21 protein-coding genes are annotated in these 23,962 nt (G+C 63.6%); 17 read left to right on the forward strand and 4 right to left on the reverse strand.

Going from position 1 to position 23,962, the window contains the following annotated elements; translation table 11 throughout:
* Nucleotide 1 precedes the first annotated feature (1 nt).
* The 3 genes from AB1N67_RS14070 (at nucleotide 2) to AB1N67_RS14080 (ending at nucleotide 2,351) form a co-directional block, all read left to right on the forward strand.
* Nucleotides 2–799 carry an SDR family NAD(P)-dependent oxidoreductase gene (locus tag AB1N67_RS14070; RefSeq protein ID WP_090344698.1) on the forward strand — a complete coding sequence of 266 codons (798 nt, stop codon included), beginning with the start codon at nucleotides 2–4 and terminating at the stop codon, nucleotides 797–799.
* Between the two features lie 21 nt (nucleotides 800–820).
* The gene (locus tag AB1N67_RS14075) at nucleotides 821–1,228 is read left to right on the forward strand and encodes an SRPBCC family protein (protein ID WP_043208925.1); all 408 of its coding nucleotides are present in this window, start codon (nucleotides 821–823) and stop codon (nucleotides 1,226–1,228) included.
* A 136-nt stretch (nucleotides 1,229–1,364) separates the two neighbouring features.
* Nucleotides 1,365–2,351, forward strand: a complete 987-nt coding sequence (locus tag AB1N67_RS14080) for a zinc-binding dehydrogenase (RefSeq protein ID WP_367863086.1) — start codon at nucleotides 1,365–1,367, stop codon at nucleotides 2,349–2,351.
* Nucleotides 2,352–2,379: 28 nt separating this feature from the next.
* On the opposite strand, the gene AB1N67_RS14085 is transcribed toward AB1N67_RS14080, so the two are convergent.
* The 3 genes from AB1N67_RS14085 to lhpH all read right to left on the reverse strand — a co-directional run bounded on the left by AB1N67_RS14085 (nucleotide 2,380) and on the right by lhpH (nucleotide 5,584).
* On the reverse strand, nucleotides 2,380–3,165 hold the full coding sequence (locus AB1N67_RS14085; RefSeq protein ID WP_043208929.1) for an SDR family oxidoreductase: 786 nt from the start codon (nucleotides 3,163–3,165) through the stop codon (nucleotides 2,380–2,382).
* Between the two features lie 230 nt (nucleotides 3,166–3,395).
* Nucleotides 3,396–4,406: an aldo/keto reductase gene (locus AB1N67_RS14090; protein WP_090344693.1), complete on the reverse strand. Its 1,011-nt coding sequence runs from the start codon at nucleotides 4,404–4,406 to the stop codon at nucleotides 3,396–3,398.
* Nucleotides 4,407–4,576: 170 nt separating this feature from the next.
* Nucleotides 4,577–5,584, reverse strand: coding sequence for a trans-3-hydroxy-L-proline dehydratase (lhpH, locus tag AB1N67_RS14095; RefSeq protein ID WP_182815410.1), 1,008 nt, complete (start codon nucleotides 5,582–5,584; stop codon nucleotides 4,577–4,579).
* Nucleotides 5,585–5,837: 253 nt separating this feature from the next.
* Between lhpH and AB1N67_RS14100 the strand changes: the two genes are divergently transcribed.
* From AB1N67_RS14100 to AB1N67_RS14130, 7 genes are all read left to right on the forward strand, one after another.
* Nucleotides 5,838–7,262 (forward strand): MFS transporter, encoded by a 1,425-nt coding sequence (locus AB1N67_RS14100; RefSeq protein WP_324723776.1) that lies wholly within the window; start codon nucleotides 5,838–5,840, stop codon nucleotides 7,260–7,262.
* A 259-nt stretch (nucleotides 7,263–7,521) separates the two neighbouring features.
* Complete coding sequence (locus AB1N67_RS14105) at nucleotides 7,522–8,298, forward strand: ABC transporter substrate-binding protein (RefSeq protein ID WP_043208937.1); 777 nt, start codon at nucleotides 7,522–7,524, stop codon at nucleotides 8,296–8,298.
* A gap of 24 nt (nucleotides 8,299–8,322) precedes the next feature.
* Nucleotides 8,323–9,012 carry an ABC transporter permease gene (locus tag AB1N67_RS14110; RefSeq protein WP_043208939.1) on the forward strand — a complete coding sequence of 230 codons (690 nt, stop codon included), beginning with the start codon at nucleotides 8,323–8,325 and terminating at the stop codon, nucleotides 9,010–9,012.
* Between the two features lie 13 nt (nucleotides 9,013–9,025).
* On the forward strand, nucleotides 9,026–9,724 hold the full coding sequence (locus AB1N67_RS14115; RefSeq protein WP_043208941.1) for an ABC transporter permease: 699 nt from the start codon (nucleotides 9,026–9,028) through the stop codon (nucleotides 9,722–9,724).
* A gap of 9 nt (nucleotides 9,725–9,733) precedes the next feature.
* Nucleotides 9,734–10,846 carry a succinylglutamate desuccinylase/aspartoacylase family protein gene (locus AB1N67_RS14120; protein ID WP_289717442.1) on the forward strand — a complete coding sequence of 371 codons (1,113 nt, stop codon included), beginning with the start codon at nucleotides 9,734–9,736 and terminating at the stop codon, nucleotides 10,844–10,846.
* Between the two features lie 18 nt (nucleotides 10,847–10,864).
* On the forward strand, nucleotides 10,865–11,629 hold the full coding sequence (locus AB1N67_RS14125) for an ABC transporter ATP-binding protein (RefSeq protein ID WP_182942896.1): 765 nt from the start codon (nucleotides 10,865–10,867) through the stop codon (nucleotides 11,627–11,629).
* Between the two features lie 79 nt (nucleotides 11,630–11,708).
* Nucleotides 11,709–12,617: a MurR/RpiR family transcriptional regulator gene (locus tag AB1N67_RS14130; RefSeq protein ID WP_043208948.1), complete on the forward strand. Its 909-nt coding sequence runs from the start codon at nucleotides 11,709–11,711 to the stop codon at nucleotides 12,615–12,617.
* Between the two features lie 60 nt (nucleotides 12,618–12,677).
* On the opposite strand, the gene AB1N67_RS14135 is transcribed toward AB1N67_RS14130, so the two are convergent.
* Entirely contained in the window at nucleotides 12,678–14,057 is a 1,380-nt protein-coding gene (locus AB1N67_RS14135) for a cytosine permease (protein ID WP_367863087.1), read from the reverse strand.
* A 220-nt stretch (nucleotides 14,058–14,277) separates the two neighbouring features.
* Here AB1N67_RS14135 and AB1N67_RS14140 point away from each other — a divergent pair, with 220 nt between their 5' ends.
* The 7 genes from AB1N67_RS14140 (at nucleotide 14,278) to AB1N67_RS14170 (ending at nucleotide 23,956) form a co-directional block, all read left to right on the forward strand.
* A complete protein-coding gene (locus tag AB1N67_RS14140) occupies nucleotides 14,278–16,830 on the forward strand; it encodes an EAL domain-containing protein (protein ID WP_102081496.1) in 2,553 nt (850 codons plus the stop codon).
* Nucleotides 16,831–16,974: 144 nt separating this feature from the next.
* Nucleotides 16,975–18,063, forward strand: coding sequence for an iron-containing alcohol dehydrogenase PsrA (gene psrA, locus AB1N67_RS14145; protein ID WP_090344861.1), 1,089 nt, complete (start codon nucleotides 16,975–16,977; stop codon nucleotides 18,061–18,063).
* Nucleotides 18,064–18,175: 112 nt separating this feature from the next.
* A complete protein-coding gene (locus AB1N67_RS14150; RefSeq protein ID WP_043208955.1) occupies nucleotides 18,176–19,471 on the forward strand; it encodes an MFS transporter in 1,296 nt (431 codons plus the stop codon).
* Nucleotides 19,472–19,521: 50 nt separating this feature from the next.
* Entirely contained in the window at nucleotides 19,522–20,400 is an 879-nt protein-coding gene (locus AB1N67_RS14155; RefSeq protein WP_070571198.1) for a LysR substrate-binding domain-containing protein, read from the forward strand.
* 75 nt (nucleotides 20,401–20,475) lie between these two features.
* Nucleotides 20,476–21,303: a phosphonoacetaldehyde hydrolase gene (gene phnX / locus AB1N67_RS14160; protein WP_102081495.1), complete on the forward strand. Its 828-nt coding sequence runs from the start codon at nucleotides 20,476–20,478 to the stop codon at nucleotides 21,301–21,303.
* A gap of 128 nt (nucleotides 21,304–21,431) precedes the next feature.
* Nucleotides 21,432–22,598, forward strand: coding sequence for a DUF1624 domain-containing protein (locus AB1N67_RS14165; RefSeq protein ID WP_102081494.1), 1,167 nt, complete (start codon nucleotides 21,432–21,434; stop codon nucleotides 22,596–22,598).
* Between the two features lie 11 nt (nucleotides 22,599–22,609).
* A complete protein-coding gene (locus tag AB1N67_RS14170; RefSeq protein WP_367863088.1) occupies nucleotides 22,610–23,956 on the forward strand; it encodes an OprD family porin in 1,347 nt (448 codons plus the stop codon).
* Nucleotides 23,957–23,962: the final 6 nt, after the last annotated feature.

Raw genomic sequence — 23,962 nt, forward strand, 5'->3', positions numbered from 1 at the left:
CATGAACATCGACCTTGGCGGACGTACCGCCATCATCAGCGGCTCGACCGGCGGTATTGGTCTGGCCATCGCCCGCGGCCTGGCCCGCGCCCACGCCGACGTAGTCATCGCCGGCCGTAGCCAGAAGTCGGTCGACGCCGCCCTGGCCGAGCTGCACGCCCAAGGTGGCCGCGGCAAGGTCCACGGCGTGGTGGCCGACCTGGGCACCGCCGAAGGCGCCCAGACGCTGTTCGACGCCCACCCGAGCGCCGACATCCTGGTCAACAACCTGGGCATCTACGATGACGTCGACTTCTTCGATGTCCCCGACAGCGAGTGGAGCCGCTTCTACGACACCAACGTGCTGTCCGGCGTGCGCCTGGCTCGCCACTACGCACCGGGCATGGTCGACAAAGGCTGGGGGCGGATCCTGTTCATTTCCTCCGAATCCGGCATTGCCATCCCGGCCGACATGATCAACTACGGCGTGACCAAGGCCGCCAACCTCGCCGTCTCCCACGGCCTGGCCAAGCGCCTGGCCGGCACGGGCGTCACCGTCAACGCGGTATTGCCTGGCCCGACGCTCACCGACGGCGTTGCCACCTTGGTGGCTGAAGCAGCCAAGGTGTCCGGCCGCAGCATTCGCGAAGAGGCGGACAACTTCGTGCGCACCGCTCGCCCGAGCTCGATCATTCAACGCGCCGCCGAAGTGGACGAAGTCGCCCACCTGGTGGTGTACCTCGCATCCCCCTACTCCTCCGCCACCACCGGTGCGGCCCTGCGGGTCGACGGCGGTGTGGTCGACAGCCTCGCTATCTGAATTCAACTGGAGAATCCCATCATGGCCAACGCCTACGCATCCTTGAAAACCCAACACAGCCCTGATCACGTCTGGGCCCTGATCGGCGGCTTCGACAGCCTGCCCGACTGGCTGCCATTCATCCCTGAAAGCCTCTCCAGCGAAGGCGGCCGCGTACGCTCGCTGAAAGATCCGGAGGGCAATGCCATCATCGAGCGTCTGATGGCCTTCGATGAACACCAGCGCAGCTACAGCTACTCGATCCTCACCAGCCCGTTCCCGGTAACCGACTACCTGTCGACCCTGCGGGTCAAGGCCGACGGCCAGGGCAGCCTGGTGGAATGGCTCGGCGAGTTCACCCCGGTTGGCGTGAGCGACGAGGAAGCCATCGCCCTGTTCACCGGCATCTACGAAGGTGGCCTGCAAGCCCTGGCCAAGACCCTGGGCTGAGATGAACACAAGGGGCCGCCACGCAGCGGCCCCTCGTCATTGTTGACCGCAGGTCAACAGGCCTTTGCGCCAACACTGCTGTTTCCCCTCGCAACACCTCGCTACCCTCCCCCTTCTTCCCCCAAGAGGACTCCCCATGTCCACCACGCATCGAGCCTGGGGCTGGACCCCGGGCGCCGGCCTGGACGGCCTTGAGCTCATCGAAAAACCCCTCCCCAAACCCGGCCCCGGTCAAGTACTGGTGGCCAACCGTACCATCTCCCTGAACCCGGTGGACTGGAAGATCTGCGAATGGGGCCATGCCGATTGGCGCCAGGGCACCGTGCCCGGCGTCGACGGCGCCGGCCTCGTTGCCGCCGTCGGCGAAGGTGTCGACCTGCCCTTGGGCACCCGTGTCGCCTATCACCAGTCGCTGTCCCGTGATGGCAGCTTTGCCCAGTACTGCCTGCTCGACGCAACGCTGGTGATGCACATCCCCGCCAACCTCGACGATGCCGCTGCAGCCGCCATCCCCTGCCCGGCGCTCACTGCCTGGCAGGCCTTGGCCAAAGTCGCCGACGGCGCCTCACGTGATGTACTGGTGGTGGGCGCGGGTGGTGCGGTGGGCTTCTACCTTGTTCAGCTCGCCGTGCAGCGCGGTCTGCGCGTATGGGCCACCGCTGGCGAGAAACACCATGACCGCCTCAGGCAACTGGGCGTGATAGGTGTATTCGACTACCGCGCCGAGGACTGGCAGGCACACCTGCAAACCGCCCTGGGCGAACGCCCGCTGCATGCACTGTTCGATACCGTCAGCGGCGCGCATGCGGCGAGCCTGGCCTGCCTGCTTGGCTACAACGGCCATCTGGTATGCATCCAGGACCGCCAGGAAACCGCGCCGCTGCCTGCCTTCAGCACAGCGATCTCGTTGCATGAAGTCGCGCTCAACAGCATCCACGCCCACGGTCGACTGCTCGATCGCCAGGCGTTGAAGGTCGAAGGGGAGCGTTTGCTGCAAATGGTCGCCGAGGGCCGACTGGTAATGCCACAGCGCCTGGACTTTGCCTTTGATGCGCTACCGAGGGCATTGCGCCAACTCAAGGAAGGCCATGCATCGGGCAAGTGGGTGACGCGGCTGGGGTGATCCAGCCGCCTCGCCCAGGCGTGCTAGGTCAGAAAGTGCCCGGGTAAGCACCGCCGTCGATCAGCAGGTTCTGCCCGGTGATATAGCCACCATGGACGCTGCACAGGAAGGCGCAGTACGCCCCGAACTCCTTGGCATCGCCGAACCGCGCCGCCGGGATTGCCTGGCGACGTGCCTGGGTGGTTGCCTGCAGGTCGCCGCTGACCTGGCTGGCCGCCTGCAAGGTCTTTTGCAGGCGAGCGGTGTCGAAGGCGCCTGGCAGCAGGTTGTTCAGGGTCACGTTGCGCCCGGCCAGACGTTGCTGGCGGGCGAGCCCTGCGATGAAACCGGTCAGGCCGCTGCGCGCACCATTGGACAGCCCCAGGATATCGATCGGCGCTTTCACCGCGCCCGAGGTGATGTTCACCACCCGTCCAAAACCGCGCTCGGCCATGCCATCGACCACGGCCTTGATCAGCTCGATGGGCGTGAGCATGTTGGCGTCCAAGGCCTTGAGCCAGTCTTCCCGATCCCAGTTCCGGAAATCGCCTGGTGGTGGGCCACCGGCGTTGTTGACCAGGATATCGACCTGCGGGCAGGCGCTGAGCAGGGCTTCGCGCACCGCAGGCTCGGCCACATCGCCAGCGACCGTGCGGACTTCGATGCCCGGGAAGCGGCTACGCAGTTCGGCAGCCGCCTGCTCCAGGGTGGTGGCAGTGCGGGCGTTGATCACCAGGTTGACGCCCTCGCCGCCCAGGGCCTCGGCGCAGCCCTTGCCCAACCCTTGACTGGCGGCGCAGACGATGGCCCAGCGGCCCTTGATACCTAGATCCATGTTGGCTCCTCGTTGATTGATGCGTTGGACCTTACCACGCGCGCAAGCACGCTTTCCCCTGTGAAAGAAGCGCCTGCACGGGCCATCCTGGCATTACAACGCTCCACACCGAGAGGACGACGAGTTACAACGCGCGGCACGCTCAACGCATGAAAACGCCGCGCGTGCCCCATCGGCCACGCGCGGCGCGGATGTTGACAGGGCTGCGACGCAGCCCTGCCCCGTCATGCTCAGGCGGCCGGAACCGGTGCCAGGGCGTTGATCAGGCCTTGTTGGCGCAGGTCGTTCCAGAACGCCGCCGGGATCACTGCGCTCAGCGCGGCATGGTCTTCGTTGGCGTGCGCCACGCGGGTAGAGCCAGGAATGGCCGCGACCACAGCCGGGTGAGCCAGGGCGAACTGCAAGGCGGCGGCCTTGACCTCGACGCCATGGGCACGCGCCACAGCACGGATACGCTCGAGCTTGGCCAGTACCGCTGGGGTGGCTTTCTGGTACTCGAAGTGCTCGCCACCGGCGGTCACGCCAGAGCTGTAGGGGCCGCCGACGACGATGCCGACGCCCTGCTCGACCGCCTGCGGCATGACACGTTGCAGAGCGCGGTCATGATCGAGCAGCGAGTAACGGCCGGCGAGCAGGAAGCCATCGGGTTGCGGCTCGTCAAGATCCAGGGTCAGTTCGATCGGTTCGACGCGGTTCACACCCAGGCCCCAGGCCTTGATCACGCCCTCTTCACGCAGGCGGGTGAGGACGCGGAAGGCGCCTTTGCGGGCCGTCTCGAAACGCTCCAGCCACTCGTCACCGTAGAAGTCCTGGGCGATGTCGTGAATCCAGACGATGTCCAGGCGGTCGGTCTTCAGGCGGCGCAGGCTGTCTTCGATCGAACGCAGGGTGGCATCGGCACTGTAGTCGTTGACGATGCGGTTGCGGTTGCCGTGTTCGAACAGGCCGCTCTTCTCGCCCAGCTCGCGGCTGGTGGGGTCTTCCAGTTCGTCGAGGATGATCCGGCCGACCTTGCTGCTGAGCACGTACTCGTCACGTGGACGACCGACCAGGGCATCGCCCAGACGCGACTCGGAGAGACCAGCGCCGTAGAACGGCGCGGTATCGAAGTAACGCACGCCGTTGTTCCAGGCGGCATCGACGGTGGCTTGCACCTCGTCTTGGGGTACGTCGCGGAACATGTTGCCAAGCGGTGCGGTGCCGAAGCCCAGTGGGTTGGCGATAAGCGATTTGAGGCTCATTGATGTCTTTCCTGATGAGGGGAGTCAGTTGTGAACTCCAGTGGCCGTCATCCTATGCCTCCCCCACCAAGACCGTCCAAGTCATAATTCGACAGACTTCAGACCTCTAAAGCAACACCCGTGTGGAGGCAAGAGCGGTGCCCCAGAAAAGCGACCTCTTGCCCTTTTCATTAACGCACGAGGAAGCCGTGCTTCTGCGGATCGCGATCATCGATGATCCAGTTGCAAAACCCACAGATGTAAGCGTTGCCCGATACTTCAGGAATCACCGCTGGAATGTCGCCCACGGTGGTTTCCTGGATGACCTTGGCGGTGAAGACCGAACCGATCACCGACTCGTTGACCAACACCTCGTCCTTGCCCAGCAGCCCGCGCAGATAGAGTTGCGCGACACGGCCACTGGTGCCTGAACCGGTCGGCGAGCGGTCCACTTCGCGATCGGCGAAGATGCAACAGTTGGCCTGGGTGGACTCAGCGAAACGCGGCGCGCCATCGATGATGGTGCCGTAGATATGGTTGATTTCCGGGATGTCCGGATGCACCACAGCGAATGCAGCGTTGGCCGCCTGCTTCACTTGCGCGCCGAACTGTTTCAGTGTCTCCACCGCGGACTCGCGGATCTCCAAGCCATGCGGCGCGCCGCTGGTGTAGAAATAGAAGGCGCCACCGTAGGCGATGTCCCCTGTGACCTCACCGAAGCTTGGGGTCGTGACGGTCACATCGCGCTTGTAGATGAACGACGGCACGTTGATGAAGCGTACGCCGTTGGCGTGCTTGCCATCCCACTTCACGAACGCTTCGATGAAGCCACAAGGGGCATCGATACCCACACGCGTTTCCGGCTCGGTACGCTCGACCCAGCCCAGTTCGACCGCTGCCGTCGCCAGTGCGATAGTGCCGTGACCACAGTGGTCGCTGTAACCCTCGTTGTGCAGAAAGATGATGCCGAAGTCCGCCGTGGGCGAAACCGGTTCGGTAAGGTAGCCGCCATACATGTCGGCGTGACCGCGAGGCTCGAACATCAGGGCCTGGCGGATGTCATCGGCGTTTTCCCGCAACCAGGCACGGCGCTCGACGATGGTTTTGCCCGGCATGCGCGGCAGCCCGGATGTCACGATACGGAACGGCTCGCCACCGGTGTGGACTTCGACGGTACTGATGCTGCGGGTGATTTGCATGGATGCGTCTCCTTGAATGCGCTGCGGATCGATCCTATGCCTGCAAAATTACCGATAACAACAGGACTCTCGGCACAAGATGTAAGGAAAGGCCCCTTAGCGCGCTTCAGACCCCATGCCATCGAGCATGCGCCACAGGGTTGGCCGATTCGAATTCTCACTGCCCAGGATGCCGATATTTAATTTCAAGCGCCGGGTGACATTTCCTAGTATGTGCCAGGCGCCTTGCCGCCTCCCTCGTTCAGTCCCTGCCATGAGTCTCGCCGTGTTCGCCTTCAAGCAGACCACCCTGCCGCCCCCCGGCGAAGGGGTGCCCAAACCTCAAAGGCTCATCGCCGTCATCGCGATCATGCTCAACATCGCCATGGCCAACCTGGAAACGGCGATCGCCAACACGGCCTTGCCGACCATCGCCGCCGACCTGGGCACCACCGACGCCCAATCGATCTGGGTGGTGAGCATTTATCACCTGGCGATGATCGCCGCCCTGCTGCCACTGGCTTCGCTGGGAGACATCGTCGGCTACCGGCGCATCTCCATGGCGGGCCTGGTGCTGTTCATCCTGGCCTCGCTGCTGTGTGGCCTGGCCCCGTCGTTCGAGTGGCTGCTGGTCGGTCGCCTGGTACAAGGTTTGAGCGCCGCCGGGATCCTGGGTGTGGGTGTGGCGATGACGCGTTTCGTCTTTCCCAATCACATGCTCGGGCGCGGCATGGGGGTCAATGCGCTGGTCGTGGGCGCCTCGCTGGCTGCCGGACCGAGCGTGGCTTCACTGATCCTGAGCCTTGCCAGCTGGCACTGGCTGTTCCTGATCAATGTCCCGGTGGGCTTGGTCGGCGTGTTTCTCGGCCTGCGCTCGCTGCCGCCCACCCCTACCAGCGCGCGGGCATTCGATGCCATGGCCGCAGGGCTCTGCGCGCTGTTTCTTGCTGCCCTGGTGTATGCCGTGAATGGCCTTGCCCAAGGCGGGCCATGGAGCGTCACGCTGGGCAGCGCGGTGCTCGCCGGGCTTTGCCTGTGCCTATTGCTGCGGCGCCAGGCCGGTCATCCCGCGCCGATCCTTGCTCTTGACCTGCTGCGCCAGCCGCTCTACGCGCTGTCTGCCGCCAGCGCTGCGGCGTCGCTCACGGCGCAGAGCCTGGCGTTCGTCGCCCTGCCCTTCATGTTGCAGCACCAGTGGGGGCTCTCCCAAGTCGAGACCGGATTTCTGATCACGCCTTGGCCTGCCATGGCCGCGCTCATGGCCCCCATCGCTGGAAGGCTCTCGGACCGCTACGCGACCGGCACCCTCACCGCCATGGGCATGGGCATACTGGGGATCGGCCTGATACTGCTCTGCACCCTACCGTCTTCGCCCGCGCCATGGGACATCGCCTTGCGCATGGCCGTATGTGGCGCGGGGTTCGGGTTCTTCCAGTCGCCGAACATGCGCGACATGATTTCGTCGATCGCACCGCAGCGCAGCGGTGGGGCGGGCGGCCTGTCGAGCACGATGCGAATGCTCGGGCAGGTATTGGGCGCGGCGTTGGTGGCGGGACTCTTCCAGGTGTACTCCGCCCAGGGCGCTTTTCTGGCGCTGTGGGCCGGCGTTGCGTTTGCGGCCTTGGCGTGCGTGGCGAGCGTGTGCAAGTCCCTTGTCTGCGACAAACAGCTGCGAATAAGCGCCTTGCAGGGCCGCTAGGCTCTGCAGGAAATCTATCGGCACCTGTCCGTACGATGTTGCACTGGTGCTCGAAATGCGATTCCCCGTGTTCTCCACACAACCTCCTCGATGAGTAAGACGCGACAGTCTTAGGCGTGCGCTTTGCGCAATCAGGCACTGATACTTTTATTTTCACGATCGTTGATTTGTGAAATTAAACGTGTCATTTTCTCTTCGCACCGAGCCGCACCCCGCAAAGAGGCAGGCCGGTAACGCCCTATCCACCGGAGACAAGAATATGAACAAGACCGGACTTCTAGGCGCATTGGCGCTGTGTGCCTGCAGCGCCTTGGCTCAGGCCGATGAAGGAAGCCTGCGCATCGGCATCGAGGCGGCTTATCCGCCCTTCGCTTACCGCACGCCCGAAGGCGAGCTGGCGGGCTTTGACTACGATATCGGCAACGCCCTGTGCGCGCAGATGAAGGTCAAATGTCAGTGGGTGATCCAAGAGTTCGACGGGATGATTCCGTCATTGAAGGTACGCAAGATCGACGCCGTGTTGTCGTCGATGTCGATCACTGAAGATCGGCTCAAGTCGGTCGACTTCACCGACAAGTACTACCACACCCCCGGCAAGTTCGCGATGAAGGCCGGCAGCCAGATAACCGATCCGGTCCACGACCTCAAAGGCAAAAAGCTCGGCGTGCAGCGTGCCTCTACCTATGACCGCTTCGCCACCGAGCAACTGGAAAGCGCGGGTGTGGAGGTGTTGCGCTACGCCTCGCAAAACGAAGCCTTCCTCGATCTGGTGGCCGGCCGGCTGGACGCCACCCTGGCGGACATCGTCAATACCGAAGAGAGCTTCATCAAGACGCCCGCTGGCCAAGGCTTCGCACTGGTCGGCCCGGACATCAGCGACCCACGCTACTTCGGTCGGGGCGCGGGGATCGCCGTGCGCAAAGGCGATCACGCCAATCTGGCGCGATTGAATGCCGCCATCGCAGCCATTCGTGCCAATGGGACCTACCAGCAGGTGCAAAGCAAGTACTTCCCATTCGACATCTATGGCCAATAGCGCCGGCTAACGAGGACTTACATCATGCTTCACGGCTATGGATCGAGCATTCTCGATGGCGCGTGGTTGAGCATCAGCCTGGCCCTGATGGCGATGGCACTGGCCATCGGCCTTGGTCTGATCGGCGCCGCCTGCCGGCTGTCGCCGCTGCGCTGGCTGGCAGCACTGGGCGAGGTCTACACCACGGTGGTGCGCGGCATTCCTGACCTGGTCTTGATTCTGCTGGTGTTTTATGGCGGCCAGGACTTGGTCAACCGCTTGGCGCTGGTCCTGGGCTACGAGCAGTACATCGACATCAACCCATTCATAGCCGGGGTTTGCACCATGGGCTTCATTTTTGGGGCCTATCTCTCAGAGACTTTTCGCGGGGCCTTTCTCGCCATACCCAAGGGCCAGGCCGAAGCGGGTGCCGCTTATGGCATGGGCAGCCTGCAGGTGTTCTGGCGAATCAGCGTACCGCAGTTGGTGCGCCTGGCGCTGCCGGGCTTCACCAACAACTGGCTGGTGCTGACCAAGTCCACCGCGCTGATCTCCGTGATCGGCCTGCAGGACATGATGTTCAAGGCCAAGAACGCGGCCGATGCGACCCATGAACCGTTCACGTTCTTTCTCACCGTGGCAGGGCTCTACCTGCTGCTGACCAGCCTGTCGCTGTGGATCCTGCGCAGCGTGGAAAACCGTTACTCGTTCGGCTTCAAAGCCGCGGACCTGTGAAGGGAAGGTTTGCATCATGCTTGACTATCACCTGATCTGGCAGAACCTACCGTTGTACCTAAGCGGCATCGCGCTGACCCTGAAAGTGCTGCTGGTTTCCCTGGCCTGCGGCCTGGCGCTAGCGATCCCGCTGGCGCTGATGCGCGTGTCGAACTTGTATCTGCTGCGCTTCCCGGCCTGGCTCTTCACCTACGTGATTCGCGGCACACCGATGCTGGTGCAGTTGTTCCTGGTCTACTACGGCCTGGCTCAGTTCGAGCTTGTGCGTCAGAGCCTGCTCTGGCCATACCTGTCCAGCGCGACTTTCTGCACCTGCCTGGCGTTCGCCATCAACACAAGCGCCTACAGCGCCGAGTTGTTGGCCGGTAGCCTGAGGGCCACCCCACGGGGCGAAGTCGAAGCCGCACGTGCCATGGGCATGTCGCGTCTCGCCCTGTACCGGCGCATCCTGCTGCCCTCGGCCCTGCGCCGGTCCCTGCCGCAATACAGTAACGAAGTGCTGATGATGCTGCAGACCACCAGCCTGGCGTCGATCGTCACGCTGGTAGACATCACCGGCGCGGCCAAGACCTTCAATGCGCGCTACTACCTGCCGTTCGAGGCTTTCATTACCGCGGGGCTGATCTACCTAGTCCTGACCTTTCTACTAGTGCGCCTGTTCAAGCTGGCCGAACGCCGCTGGTTGACCTACCTGGCCCCACGCAAGCACTGAGGAGCATCCGTGCAGCAAATCGACCATATCCTGCCTTGGAGTGCCTGCGGTACCCAACGCACCCTGAGCCTGTTCCGCTTCGGTAACGGCCCGCGCAAAGCCTATATCCAGGCCTCGCTGCACGCGGACGAACTGCCGGGTATGCGCGTGGCGGTAGCCTTGAAGTCCCGCCTGGCCGAGCTGGAAGCCCAAGGCCGGCTCAAGGGCGTGATCGAACTGGTGCCACTGGCCAATCCGATCGGAATCGGCCAGATGTTCCAGGCCACACACCAAGGCCGTTTCGAGTTCAACAGCGGCAAGAACTTCAACCGCGATTTTCCGGAACTGACCACAGCACTGGTCGAACGTCTGGAGGGCCTGCTGGGCGAGGACGGCGAGGCCAACGTAGCCATCATTCGCCGCACCATGCTCGATATTCTCGAGCACATGCCCCCCGCGCAGTCGGAGCTCGACGGTCTTCGTCGCTTGCTCCTGCAACACGCGTGCGACGCCGATGTGGTGCTGGACCTGCACTGCGATTTCGAGTCGGTGATGTTGCTGTATGCATTGCCGCAGAACTGGCCACGTCTGCGCGCTCTGGCGGCACGCCTGGAGGTGCAGGTAGCGCTGTTGGCCGAAGACGCCGGCGGCAACGCCTTCGACGAAGCCTGCGCGGTGCCTTGGACGAAGCTGTCCAAGCACTTCGAGCAGGCCAACATCCCGTTGGCCTGTATCGCCACCACCGTGGAGTTGCGCGGCATGGCCGATACCGAACGTGAACTCTGCCAGGCCAACGCCGAGCACATCCTTGCCTACCTCGCCGATCAGGGACTGATCAGCGGCCAATGGCCCGATGCGCCAAGCCACTGCTGCCAAGCCACACCCTTTGCCGGCGCTCAATACGCCTATGCCGAACATCCCGGCGTGGTCAGCTATCTGCAACCACTGGGGGCGCAGGTGAAGGTCGGGGACCCGTTGTTCGAAGTGATCGATCCGCTCAGCGATCGTCACAGCGTGGTCAGGGCCACCACTGACGGCATTCTCTATGCCCGCGAACGCCTGCGCTTCGCCCAACCAGGTCTGTGGCTGGCCAAAGTCGCCGGTAGCACGCCCATTCGCCAAGGTCGCTTGCTCAGCGACTGACACAACGAGTACCCATCGATGAACAAACTGGAAATTCAGGACCTGCATAAAAGCTACGGCAGCCATCAAGTGCTCAAAGGCGTCTCGCTGCAGGCCAAGGCGGGCGATGTGATCAGCATCATCGGCTCCAGCGGCTCCGGCAAGAGCACCTTCCTACGCTGCATAAACTTGCTCGAGCAACCCAATGCCGGGCAGATCCTGGTCAATGGCGAACAACTGAGATTGCGCAACTGCCCCCGTGGCGGTCTGCGCGCCGCCGACCCTCGCCAACTGCAGCGCCTGCGCTCACGGCTGAGCATGGTCTTTCAGCATTTCAACCTCTGGTCGCACATGAACACCCTGGACAACGTCATGCAAGCCCCTGTGCATGTCCTGGGCATGAACCGCAAGCAAGCCCGCGAAAAAGCCGAGTACTACCTGCACAAGGTTGGCGTCAGCCATCGCCGTGACGCCTACCCAGCACACATGTCCGGAGGCGAGCAGCAGCGCGTGGCGATCGCACGGGCCCTGGCCATGGAGCCGGAGGTCATGCTGTTCGACGAGCCGACCTCGGCGCTCGACCCGGAGCTGGTCGGCGAGGTGCTAAAGGTCATGCAGGACCTGGCTCAGGAAGGCCGCACCATGGTCGTGGTCACCCATGAGATGGGCTTTGCCAGGGAGGTCTCCAACCAAGTGCTGTTCTTGCATCAGGGGGTGGCCTTGGAACGCGGCGCCCCTCAGGAGGTGCTCGCACGTCCCCAGTCCCAACGCTTGCAGCAGTTTCTTGCCGGCAGCCTCAAGTAAGTCCGAACGAGCGCCCCGGCTGTGGCCGGGGAATGCCTTGAGATAGACTACGGCCAATCACTCAGGGAGCTTGCGCCGGATGCCGAGCAAATCGAAGAACAATACCGTCTATGCCTCGCCGGTCATGCGCAAGTTGTCGCAGCAACTGCTCGACCTACCACCGTCGTTGCGCAAGGTCGCCGACTACATTCTGCGCCACCCGCTGAAAGCGGCGACCCTGACCATCGAAGACATGGCCCAGGCCACCGCGACCTCGCCTGCTGCGGTCAATCGCCTGGCCAAGGCCCTGGACCTGGGCGGCTACACTGGCATGAAAGCCGAGCTGGTGGCCACCTTGCAGCAAATGGTCTCGCCCGTAGACAAACTCCGCAACGAGCTGGCCCAGCGGCCCAGCGGCGACTTCGGCCTGCATGAGCAGATCCAAAGTGCCGGCAGCAACTTGGCCAGCACCGATAGCAACAATCCAGCCGATGCGTTCGAAGCCTTCGTCAGCCGGCTGATCTCGGCACGCAAAATCTATGTGCTGGGCTTCGGAAACAGCGCCTACATGGCCGGACTGGCAGCTTCGACGCTAGTGCCGTTCTGCAAGGATGCCTGCGCCATCAGCATGGAAGGCGGTAACGAGAACGCCGCCTACCGCCTGGCAGCAATCACCGAGCAAGACGTGCTGCTGGCGATTTCCATGCCGCGCTACTCCCAGGACACCCTCCAGCTTTCTCGCTTTGCTCGCGAGCGCAACGCCACGGTGCTGGCAATTACCGACTCGCCCGCCTCCCCTCTCACCGCCATCGCTGACCATGTATTGTTCGCGCCCGCCGATCATCCGGTATTGACCAGCTCCAACATTGCCGTGCTGGCATTGATCGAGGGGCTGGTGGCCGGCGTCATGGCGCGCAACAAGGAAGCGGTGAAGCTGGCGACAGAGTTGACCGAAAGCGTAATGGCTTACTTGCACATGCCCGCTGCCAAGACGCCCCGCAAGGGATGAAAAGCCCGCTTCCTGCGGGCGTGTTGGGTTTTCAGCCTATCGAAATAGCCGACTAGCCAGTTACTCCGGCACCGAGGACGGGAACTGACCTTGCCTGACCGAGGATGGGCTGTTGACCATGCAATACAGCGCCCCCGCCAGTACCAGGCCCACCACCCAGCTGATGTCCGCGTCCAGCCAGCTCGCGACGAAGCCTGTGTAGAACGACAGCTTCATGAACGGAATGGTGCCGATGATCGAGACGGCGTACACCGCCAGGGTCCGGCGATTGAAGCGTCCGTAGCGGCCCTTGGCGTTGTACAGCTCGCCGACGTCGTAGTGACCGCGGCACACCCAGTAGTAGTCCGCCAGGTTGATCGCACTCCAGGGGATCAACAAGTAGAGCTGCCCGATCAGGATGTCGGCAAAGAAGGTGTCGAAATGGTACTGGGTGGCAATGGCGATCAGCGTGGCGGCGAGCGTCAGCACCGCCATCACCACTGCCTTGGCGGTGGGGGTGACATATCGCAGCCCACCGAAAGCGCCGAAAATCGTCACCGACGACATGTAGGCGCTGTACAGGCAGAGCACGTTGTACTGGATGACGCCAAGCGCAATCACGCCCAGCGCCATCGGCGCCGAAGGCCCGAACAGCGTGGCGATCGCGGTGGCCGGGTTCAGGCCAAGGGCTGTCGGAATCGCGACGGCCAGCAACGCGCCCAGGGCCATCATGGCGAAGGAGCCTAGCGCGCAACCCGAATAGGTTGTCCAGAATGTGGTGCGGGTGTTCACGTTGGCCGGCAGATAGCGTGAGTAATCGGCCACGTAGGGGCCATATCCCAGCGTCCATGACGCCGCCTGCGCTACCACCAGGTTGAAAGCGGTCCAGGAGAACGCGCCAGTGGCCGAGGCATTCGCCGACGCCTGGCCGGGATGCAGCAGGATCAGCACCAGGGCGCCACCGAACACCAGCGTGGACAGCAAGCTCATCCAGGCGCCCAGTCGGTGGATCAGCTCATAGCCGACGAAGCCGATGACGAAGGTCAACACACCGACCAGGACGATGGCTTGGTCGTCGCTGATCGGTAGCAGCGCTTTCAAGGCATCGCGCATCAGTACACCGCTGGCGGCCAGGAACAGCACAGCGGCCACCACCATCACCAGCAACGGAATCGCCGCGCCGTAGACACCGAACTGTGCCCGGCTCTGGATCATCTGCGGCACGCCCAGATGCGGCCCTTGGGCCGAATGCGCGGCCATGAAGATAGTGCCGACGAGATTGCCGATCAGCAGGCCGAGCAGCGTCCAGGCAAAGCTCAAGCCTGCGGCGATGCCCAACGTACCGACCATCAGGGCGGTCACCTGGAAATTGGAGCTGAACCAGATGGTGAACAACCGCCTGGGTGTGCCATAGCGTTCAGCGTGAGGGACAAACTCGATACTTCGCGTTTCCAGCTTCACGACCGTCTCCTGAGTGAATTTCGGGATTATCGAGTGGTGCGAGGAGCCTGCCCGACCTGGCGACGAACATCCCATAGCTGCCAACGACGCCTGCGTGCACTTTGTCGGCGCTGGCAAAGCGGCGGTCGCTGGCTGGATAGACCACCGGTCGTCAGCTGCATCGACCTCCCGGGCCCGCACCCGGTCAACCTTGCATTCCCCTGGCAGCGATGGTGAACGAATGGACGTGCTTGCTGACAATGGCCTGTCGCCCCGTAGTCATGTGGTCCGCCAACTGATCGTGGTGTTTTCCTCCGTCTTGCTGCTGGCTTTGGTGCTGGGGCTGTTTTCGCTGTACCGCCTCGCCGGGGCCTTGGATGCGCGTGAGGTGGAGCAAAGCCGCTTCCACGCCGAGTCCGCCATGACCCAGTTGCAAAAGAACGACAGAACGTTTTTGCTGACGCACGCCAACTGGCAAGCCGCCTACGACCACCTGGCCGGGCCGGTCGATAGCCATTGGGCCTACGATGAAGACAATGTCGGCGCCACGCTCTACACCGCCGATGGCTATGACGGCGTATTCGTACTCAACGATGACGGCACCCACTACGCTATGGTCGACGGACGCTTGAGCGATGCGGGATTCGAGCAGCACAGCGCCAGTGCCGGCAAGGTCCTGCTCCTGGCCCGCCAGGCTGCGCAGACCGAGCAGGCAGCCTCGGGCTATTTGCTGTTCCGCGGCCAGCCTGCGGTGTTCGCAGCCTCGTTGATCCGCCCGCAGGCGTTGCCCCATCACGTGCCGGAGCCCACCACCGTGATGGTGTTCGTCCGCATCCTCACCCCCGCGGTACTCGCCCCGCTGGGTCGATCGGTAGGGCTGACCGGCCTTGCCGTGAGCGACACGGCCAGCGCCCCTACCGGGCGAGGCCTGCTGCCGCTCGAAGGCAGCGGCCATGTCTTGACCTGGCAGATTCCCCAACCCGGCACCGAACTGATCAAGACCGTGATCGTCCCGCTGGCCATCGCGGTGCTGCTCATCGCCCTGGCCATGGCCCTGTTTGCCCGCCATGCGATGCGCGCAAGCGCCGGCATCGACCGCAGCCATCGCGACCTGGCGGCCTCCAAGCACGCATTGCAGACCAGCGAAGAGCGCTTCAAGGCCGTAGCCGAAGCCGCCTCGGACTGGATCTGGGAAACCGACGCGCACCTGCGCCTGACCTACCTCTCGGCGCGCTTCGCCGAACTGACCGGGCATACCGTCGAGGCCTGGTTGCAGCGCCCGATCACCGAGCTGCTGTCCTGTGACACCAGCGAGCTCGCAACCTGGCTGCACGGCCTGGCGGCGACCGGCGCTTCCGGCACCTTGCGCTGCCAGTACCAGGATCACCTGGGCCAGCAACGCATCTGCCGCATCGCCGCGCGAGCGACCATGGCCCAGGCCGCTTGTACCGGTTTTCGCGGGACCTGCAGCGACATCACCGATGAAGTGGCTGCCCACGCTCAGATCCAACACCTGTCGTTGCACGACGCACTCACCGGTCTGCCCAACCGCAACAAGCTGTTCCGCTTCCTCGAGCCCTCAGGTCCGGGCGGGGAGACGCGCCAGGTCGCGGTGCTGATGCTGGATCTGGACAACTTCAAGCCGATCAACGACAGCCTGGGCCATCCTGCCGGGGATGCGGTGCTGATCGAGGTCGCTGCGCGCCTTGGCCAGGCCACCCGGGACAGTGACCTGGTGGCCCGGCTGGGGGGCGATGAGTTCATCGTCGTGCTGACGCACCCCGGAGATCGAGAGGACATGGACCGCTTCTGCCTGCGGGTGATCGAAGCGCTCAAGCGCCCCATGCAGGTCGAAGGCCATGTGGTTCATGTCGGCGTCAGCCTAGGCGTGGTGCTGTCAGCCGAATACCCCGGCACCCCTAGCGACCTGATCCGCTACGCTGATGTGGCCTTGTACAGCGCCAAACAGGCAGGCAAGAACACTTGGCGCTATTTCTCGGCGCAGATGAATGCGGCGCTGCTGGACAAACGTGTGCTGGAAAGCGAGCTGCGCGAGGGCATACCACGCGGGGAACTGGTGCTGCATTTCCAGCCGCGCTTCAAGGTCGACGGGATATCGGTCGCCTCGGTCGAGGCGCTGGTGCGCTGGCAACACCCCCGGCTCGGCCTGTTGCGACCGGATCGTTTCATTGCCCTGGCCGAGGAATCGGACCTGATCGTGCTGCTGGGCAATTGGGTGCTGCACGAGGCGTGCACCAAGGCCAGGGAATGGCCGCAGGCGGTGATGGTCTCGGTGAACATGTCACCGGCCCAGTTCAGCCGCTCCGATGTGGTCCAGGACGTCGGCGATGCCCTGCGGGCCACTGGCCTGCCTGCCCACCGCCTGGAGCTGGAGATCACCGAGAACGTCATGCTCAATGACGTCGAAGGCGCTCTGCACACCATGCATGCGCTCAAGGAGCTGGGAGTGCGGCTGAACATGGACGACTTCGGCACCGGCTACTCCTCGCTGGGCTACCTGCGCACCTACCCGTTCGACAGCATCAAGATCGACAAGCGCTTCGTTCAGTCCCTGGGCAAGAGCGGCAGCGACCGCAGTGTGGTCCAGGCCATCATCAACCTCGGCAACGCCATGGGCATGACAGTGACCGCTGAAGGCGTCGAGACCGCCGAGCAACTGGCCTTGCTCAGCGATGACCAGTGCCATGAAGTGCAAGGGTTCTTGCTCAGTGAACCCGTGGAGAACGTGGTATTGGTCCGCATGATGGAGGAGAAGGTGGCGGTGATGCAGTAAGGCCGCGTTGGGTCGGGTGGCGCACGATGGAGCGTACCCATTATCGGCCCACCCGATAGCTACCTGCGATCAATCGATTGGAACGAAAACCGCAAGCCGCCGAGCATGGGCGCACCGTTCAACAACAAAAACAAGGAACTGTCCATGCCCGCTCTCTTTCACAACCCTGTCGCCACCGTGTTCGGCAGTGGCAGCCTGGAACGCCTGCCCGCGCTCTGCCCGGGCAAAGTCGCACTGGTGACCTTCCCCGAAGCCGCGCAACTGGGCTTGGTCGAACGCGTGCGCGGCCTGCTCGGCGAGCGGCTGGTATGCGTGATCGACGACGTCCAGCCCAACCCCGATGTCGCCTGGCTGCGCACGGTCCATGAGCGCTTCTGGCAGGTCAACGCCGAGTGCGACACCGTGCTTGCCTTGGGTGGCGGTAGCGCGATCGACACAGCCAAGGCGTTGATCGTGGGGACCGCCTCTGGGCGCTTCGACGAATTGCTGGAACTGCTGGCCAGTGGCAAACCGTTCACCCCTGCGCGCTGCAAGACCCTGGTCGCCGCGCCCACCACCGCCGGCACCGGAAGCGAAGTGACCCCTTGGGCGACTTTGTGGGATGCCGCGCAGCAGAAGAAATATTCGCTGCACCTGGCGTGCACCTGGCCCAAGGTGGCGCTGATCGACCCTGACCTGATGCTCAGCGTGCCTGCGGCGGTGACGGTTTCCACCGGACTGGATGCGCTGTCCCACGCACTGGAATCGATCTGGAACCACAACGCCAATCCGATTTCCGACACTTTCGCCATTTCGGCCATCGAAGACATCCTCGAATGCCTGCCGCGTCTTGAGCAGGATCTGGGCAACCGCGAACTTCGTGCGCGCATGGCGTTGGCTGCGCTCAAGGCCGGCATGGCCTTCTCCAACACCAAGACTGCCCTGGCCCATTCCATCTCCTATGAAATGACCCTGCGCCACGGTCTGCCTCACGGCATCGCCTGCTCCTTCACCCTGCCCTTGGTGCTGGGCCTTGCCTGGGGGCGCGACGCCGGACGTGACCAAGCCCTGAAGAAGGTGTTCGGCAATGACCTGGCCGATGCGCAGCATCAGCTGCGTGGGTTTCTTCACCGGCTGGGGGTCAAGACCGAGTTCGAGGACTACGGCGTGACGGATGCCGAGGCCGAAGCGATGATCGACTTCGCCATGCAGGGCGCACGCGGCCGTAACTTCATCGGCTCGCACGCCGCCTGATACGCGTCCAGACCCCGGTGGCCAGCGCCGCCGCCCTTTCCTGTTGCACCGAACAAGCGTGCCGCCCCGCCGTGCCTCACGGCGGCGCCTACGAACAAGAAGGAAAACCGTCATGAACCGTACACAAACCCTGTCTGGCCCATTGACCGGAACCTCGCCTTTTCGCGTCGCCCAATGGCGCATGCTGCTGGCGGCGATGTTCTGCTACCTGTTCTTCTACACCGGTCGCCAGACCTTTGGATTCGCCATCCCCGGCATCCAGGCCGAGTTCGGCCTGAGCAAGGAAACCCTCGGCTGGGCCTCCAGCGCCATGCTGTGGATGTACGCCATCGGTCAGGCGATCAATGGCAACCTCGCCGACAAGTTCGGCGGGCGCCGCATCATGAGCCTGGGGGCCGTGCTGTCTTGCGGTGCAAACTGGGTCACCAGTTTTGCCGGAGGCTTGTTCAGCCTGGTCCTGCCCTGGGGCGTCAATGGCTACTTCCAGGCCTTGGGCTGGGCACCGGGAAGCCGCCTGCTGTCGAACTGGTGGGGCGCAGGAGAACGCGGCAAGGTCTATGGCTTCTACGTGTTCGCCGCAGGCTGCGCCTCGGTGCTGTCGTATGTGACCTCGGTGGTGGTCATCGATGTGCTGCACCTGGAGTGGCGGTGGATCTTCCGCCTGCCGGTGCTGCTGATGCTCGCCGGAGGCATCGTGTTCTACCTGGTGGCGCGCGAGCGGCCACAGGACATGGGCTTCGAGCCCTTGTCAGACACAGGTGTGGCCAATGCGGCGGACCGTGCGAACGAAGCCGACCACGCCGACCAGGAAACCTCCCGGCAACGCTACCTGGCCGTGCTGAAGAACCCGCGCCTGCTGGTGGCCGCTGTTTCGCTGGGCTTCCAGAACGCTGCGCGCTACGGGCTGATCGTCTGGGTGCCCGTGCACTTCTTGGGCGCCAACTGGCAGAAAGGTGACAGCTTCATCGATCCGAAATGGATCACCGTCGCTCTGCCGGTAGGCATGGCTGTCGGGGCATTGAGCAACGGCTGGGTCTCGGACCGGCTGTTCGGCAGCAAGCGCTACCTGGCGATCATGCTCTACATGGTACTGGGCGCCCTGACCAGCCTGTGGATGTGGAGCCTGCCGGCGCACAGCGCGATGGGGTTGTTGGCGCTGTTCCTGTGCGGGTTCTTCGTCTACGGGCCGGCGTCGAGTTTCTGGGCGCTGTGCCCGGACCTTGTCGGCGCACGCCGGGCCGGCACCGCCACCGGCATCATGAATTTCTCGTCTTATCTGTTTGCAGGCCTGGCCGAACCCTTGATTGGACGTATGCTGGACACGACCGGCAACACGTCGTTGATCTTCATCGTCGTCACCACGGCCTGCGCCTGCAGTGCCCTGGTCGCCCTGTTCGTCCGGCGCTGAGGGTGTGAAGATGCCCGTCATTGCCCGCGCGCCCCTGACCGAGAGGCTCCATGTACCAGTACCACAAGTGGTTGCGTTCGTTTCATGCCGTTGCCCGGAGCGGGAGCTTCACCCAGGCCGCCACGCTGCTCAACATCGGCCAGCCGACCATCAGCGAGCAGGTCAGCGGCCTGGAAAAACGCTTCTCGGTGGAGCTGTTTCATCGTCGCGGTCGCTTCATCGAGCTCAGCCCTGCCGGACAGCAGTTGTACGAGATCACGCAAGGGTTGTTCGGCCAGGAGGACGAAGCCCTGCAGTTGCTGCAGAGCTTTGCCCAGCGCAAGCAGGGTATGTTGCGCATCGGCGCCGTCTCGCCGCCGATCGCCATGAGCCTGACCTATTCGTTGATGCAGCAGTATCCGGACATCGAGCTGGAAACCTCGTTCACCAGCGAAGCTGGCACGCTGGAGCGGCTGTACAACTTCGATATCGACGTGGCGATTCTCGCTCTGTCGGAATTCGACCATCGCCTGAGCACCCAGCTGTATCGCACCTGCCCGATCCTCGCGGTGGTGCGCGACGACCATCCGTGGGCCCAGCGCGAGCGGATCAGCGTCCAGGAGATCGCCGATCAGCGTGTGGTGTTGCGCGAGCCGGCATCGCGCACACGCCAGCTGGTGGAGGAAGGTTGCCAGGCGCACGGCGTGACACTCGACTGCGCGATGCAACTCAACAGCCGCGAGGCGATCGTGCATGCAGTGGTCCATGGCATCGGGATTGGCTTCGTCTCTGCGGTGGAGTATGCCGATCGCCCCGGCACGCGCTCGATCGCCTTCGCCGAAGACCCGTTCCACATCAGCTACTACCTGTGCTGTCTGGGCATTCGTCGCAACCGGCCGATCATCTGCGAGCTGTTCGACGCCAGCACCGCTCCCAACGCCCCACACTGATGCTTCGCCTTGCCTGCCGCCCGCCGCGTGCGGGCTGGCTTCGTACGCCCTGAATTTCACTCACCGGAGAACACCATGAACTATCACACCCCCAGCAAACTGCAGGCTGTCGTGCTCGACTGGGCCGGCACCGTCGTCGATTTCGGCTCCTTCGCGCCGACCCAGATCTTCGTCGAGGCGTTCGCCGAATTCGGCGTCGAGGTCAGCCTGGAAGAAGCACGCGGCCCGATGGGCATGGGCAAGTGGGACCACATCCGCACCCTGTGCGACCTGCCGCAGATCGCCGAGCGCTATCACGCCGCCTTTGGCCGCTATCCCACCGACCAGGACGTGACGGCGATCTACAACCGCTTCATGCCGTTGCAGATCGAGAAGATCGCCGAGCATTCGGCGCTGATTCCAGGCGCCTTGGAAGCCATCATGCAACTGCGTGCGCAAGGCCTGAAGATCGGCTCGTGCTCCGGTTATCCGGCGGTGGTGATGGAAAAGGTCGTTGCCCTGGCCAAGACCAACGGCTATGAAGCCGACCATGTAGTGGCCACCGATGAAGTCCCCAATGGCCGCCCTCACCCGGCCCAGGCATTGGCCAACGTGATTGCGCTGGGCATCGAGGACGTCGCGGCATGCGTCAAGGTCGACGACACCTGGCCGGGCATTCTCGAGGGCCGGCGCGCCGGCATGTGGACTGTCGCCCTCACCTGCTCGGGCAATGCCCTGGGCTTGACCTACGCCCAGTACAAGGCCTTGCCGGCGGACCGGCTGGCGCAGGAGCGCCTGCGCATCGGTCGATTGTTCGAAGGCTCGCGTCCACATTATCTGATCGACACCATCGCCGAGCTGCCTGAGGTCATCGCCGACATCAATGCACGCCTGGCGAAGGGAGAGATGCCGCAAGGGCGGTGAACTCAAACGCCCCCAAGCACGCCCGCCTCGCGCGGGCTTGCTTGGAGTCCCGATCAACCAGGCGATAGCCACGGCATGAATTTACGTTATAAGATAACGTTTCATTCATACTGATTATCTCCTCGCCCATGACCAGTGCCACTCCCGCCCTTACCCAAACCACCCAGCGCCTGCAGAGCATCGATGCCCTGCGTGGCCTGGTGATCCTGTTCATGCTGCTCGACCACGTGCGCGAGACGTTCTTCCTGCATCACCAGGTCGGCGATCCGATGAACATCGACACGACCGAACCCGGCCTGTTCGCCAGCCGCACCCTGGCCCATCTGTGCGCCCCGGTGTTCGTGCTGCTCACGGGGCTTTCGGCCTGGCTCTACGGCGAAAAGCACCAGGGCCAAGGCGCTGCGGCGGTGTTCTTGTTCAAGCGAGGGCTGTTCCTGGTGGCGCTCGAGTTCACCCTGGTCAATTTCGCCTGGACCTTCCAACTGCCGCCGAGCGTGATCTACCTGCAAGTGATCTGGGCCATCGGCCTGAGCATGATCGCCCTGTCGCTGTTGGTATGGCTGCCGCGGCCTGCGCTGGTGGCGCTGGGCCTGGTGATCGTCGCCGGGCACAACCTGCTCGATGGCCTGCACTTCGGGCCAGAGTCGGCCCTGCACGTGCCGTGGGCGATCCTGCATGACCGTGGTTGGCTGGTGGTCTCCGAGGACTTGCGTCTGCGCACTTCATATCCTGTGCTGCCGTGGATCGGCGTGATCGCCCTGGGCTATGGCTTGGGCCCATGGTTCGGCCGTGGCAGCGATGCCCGTGAGCGCCAGCAGCGACTGCTGCTCACAGGTGCCGCTGCCCTGCTCGGCTTCGCCGTGCTGCGTATGATCAATGGCTACGGCGAGGCGCCCTGGAGTGGCTATCCCACCGCCACGCAAACGCTGATGAGTGTCTTCAACATCACCAAGTACCCACCATCGCTGCTGTTCCTGGCATTGACCCTGGGCATCGGCCTGCTGGTGCTGCGTGGCTTCGAACGCGCGGGCAGCGCCCGTTGGATCAGTACGTTGGCGGTGTTCGGCGCCGCGCCGATGTTCTTCTACCTGCTGCACCTGTATGTGTTGAAGCTGCTGTACCTCGCTTGCGTCGCGCTGTTTGGGCTGAACCAGGGTGACTACTTCGGCTTCGACGGCATCGGCGCGGTTTGGCTGGTCGCCCTGCTGTTGGCCATTGCGCTGTACCTGCCGGTGCGCAGCTTCGCCCGCCTCAAGGCGCGGCGACGTGACATTGCCTGGCTCAAGTATTTGTAGAAGTCACAGCGATGACCCTGTTCAATCGCATCGCCCTGCTGCTGCCGCTGGCAGGCGCCTCGTCTGCGGCAATGGCCGACGCCGCGCAATCGCACGCCGAAGGGTTCCTCGACGGCAGCACCTGGATCGTGCTCAACCGCAGCGTGCTCGACCAGCGCGACTATCGCCATGGCTCACGCAACAGCAGTGCCCGCAACGCCTTCAAGCCGCGCCGCGAACGCAGCGACCAGGCCGGAGAATGGGCCTACGGCCTGATGGGTAGTCTTCAGTCCGGTTTCACCCAAGGGCGAGTCGGTGTCGGCCTGGACGCGCACGCCTACCTCGGCGTGCAACTCGACAGCGGTGGCGGCCGCGCCGGCAAGGCGCGCTTGCTCGCGCTGGACAACGACGGCCATCCGAAAACGCAATACGGCCGTGGCGGTGCGGCGGTGAAACTGCGTTTCTCCAACACTGTGTTGTCGTATGGCGAACAACGGATCAAGACGCCCGTGTTCAGTTCATCCGACAGCCGCCTGCTGCCTGAGACCGCCACCGGGTGGTTTCTCGACAGCAAAGAGATCCCGACGCTCAGGCTGGTCGCGGGTCACTTCAACGAAAACACCGACCGCAATGCGTCGAGCCACGACCAAGGCTTCGTGGTGAACTACACCAATGCCCGTCAAGGCAACACGTTCGACCTGGCCGGCATGGTGTGGGCTCCCAATGCCCGGGTCAGCGCCAGCCTCTATACCTCGCGCTACGAAGACACCTGGAACCAGCACTACTTCGGCAGCACCTTGAGCCATGCTCTGGATGATCGACGCAGCCTGGGCCTGGACCTGAACCTGTACCGCACCACCGATACCGCAGACGCCTTGTCAGGCCGTATCGACAACACCACCTGGAGCCTGGTGTCCCGCTACAGCGACGGCCCGCATACGTTCAGCCTCGGCTGGCAACAGGTCGATGGAAGCACCCCGTTCGACTACGTGACCCGGGGTGCGATCTACCTCGGCAATGCGGTGCAGTTGTCCGACTTCAACGCACCGAACGAAAAATCCTGGCAGGCGCGGTATGACCTGGACCTGGGCCCCTACGGCGTGCCCGGCTTGGACCTGACGGCGTTGTATGTGCGCGGGTTCGATATCGACGGCACCCATGCCGACCCGGACGGCGGTTACGCCTACCTCGGCTACGGCAAAGGCGGCAAGCATTGGGAGCGGGACCTGCAGGTGCGGTATGTGGTGCAGAGCGGCAATGCCAAGGGCATGGTGTTTTCGCTGCGGCACAATGTGCACCGGGGCAATGCCGCACAGGCAGAACTGGATGCCGACCAGATACGCCTGGCGGTGGAATATCCGATAGGAGGGAAGCTCTAGGCGCTG

Origin of the sequence: Pseudomonas guariconensis, from assembly GCF_040822035.1 — a bacterium.
Classification (GTDB): domain Bacteria; phylum Pseudomonadota; class Gammaproteobacteria; order Pseudomonadales; family Pseudomonadaceae; genus Aquipseudomonas; species Aquipseudomonas guariconensis.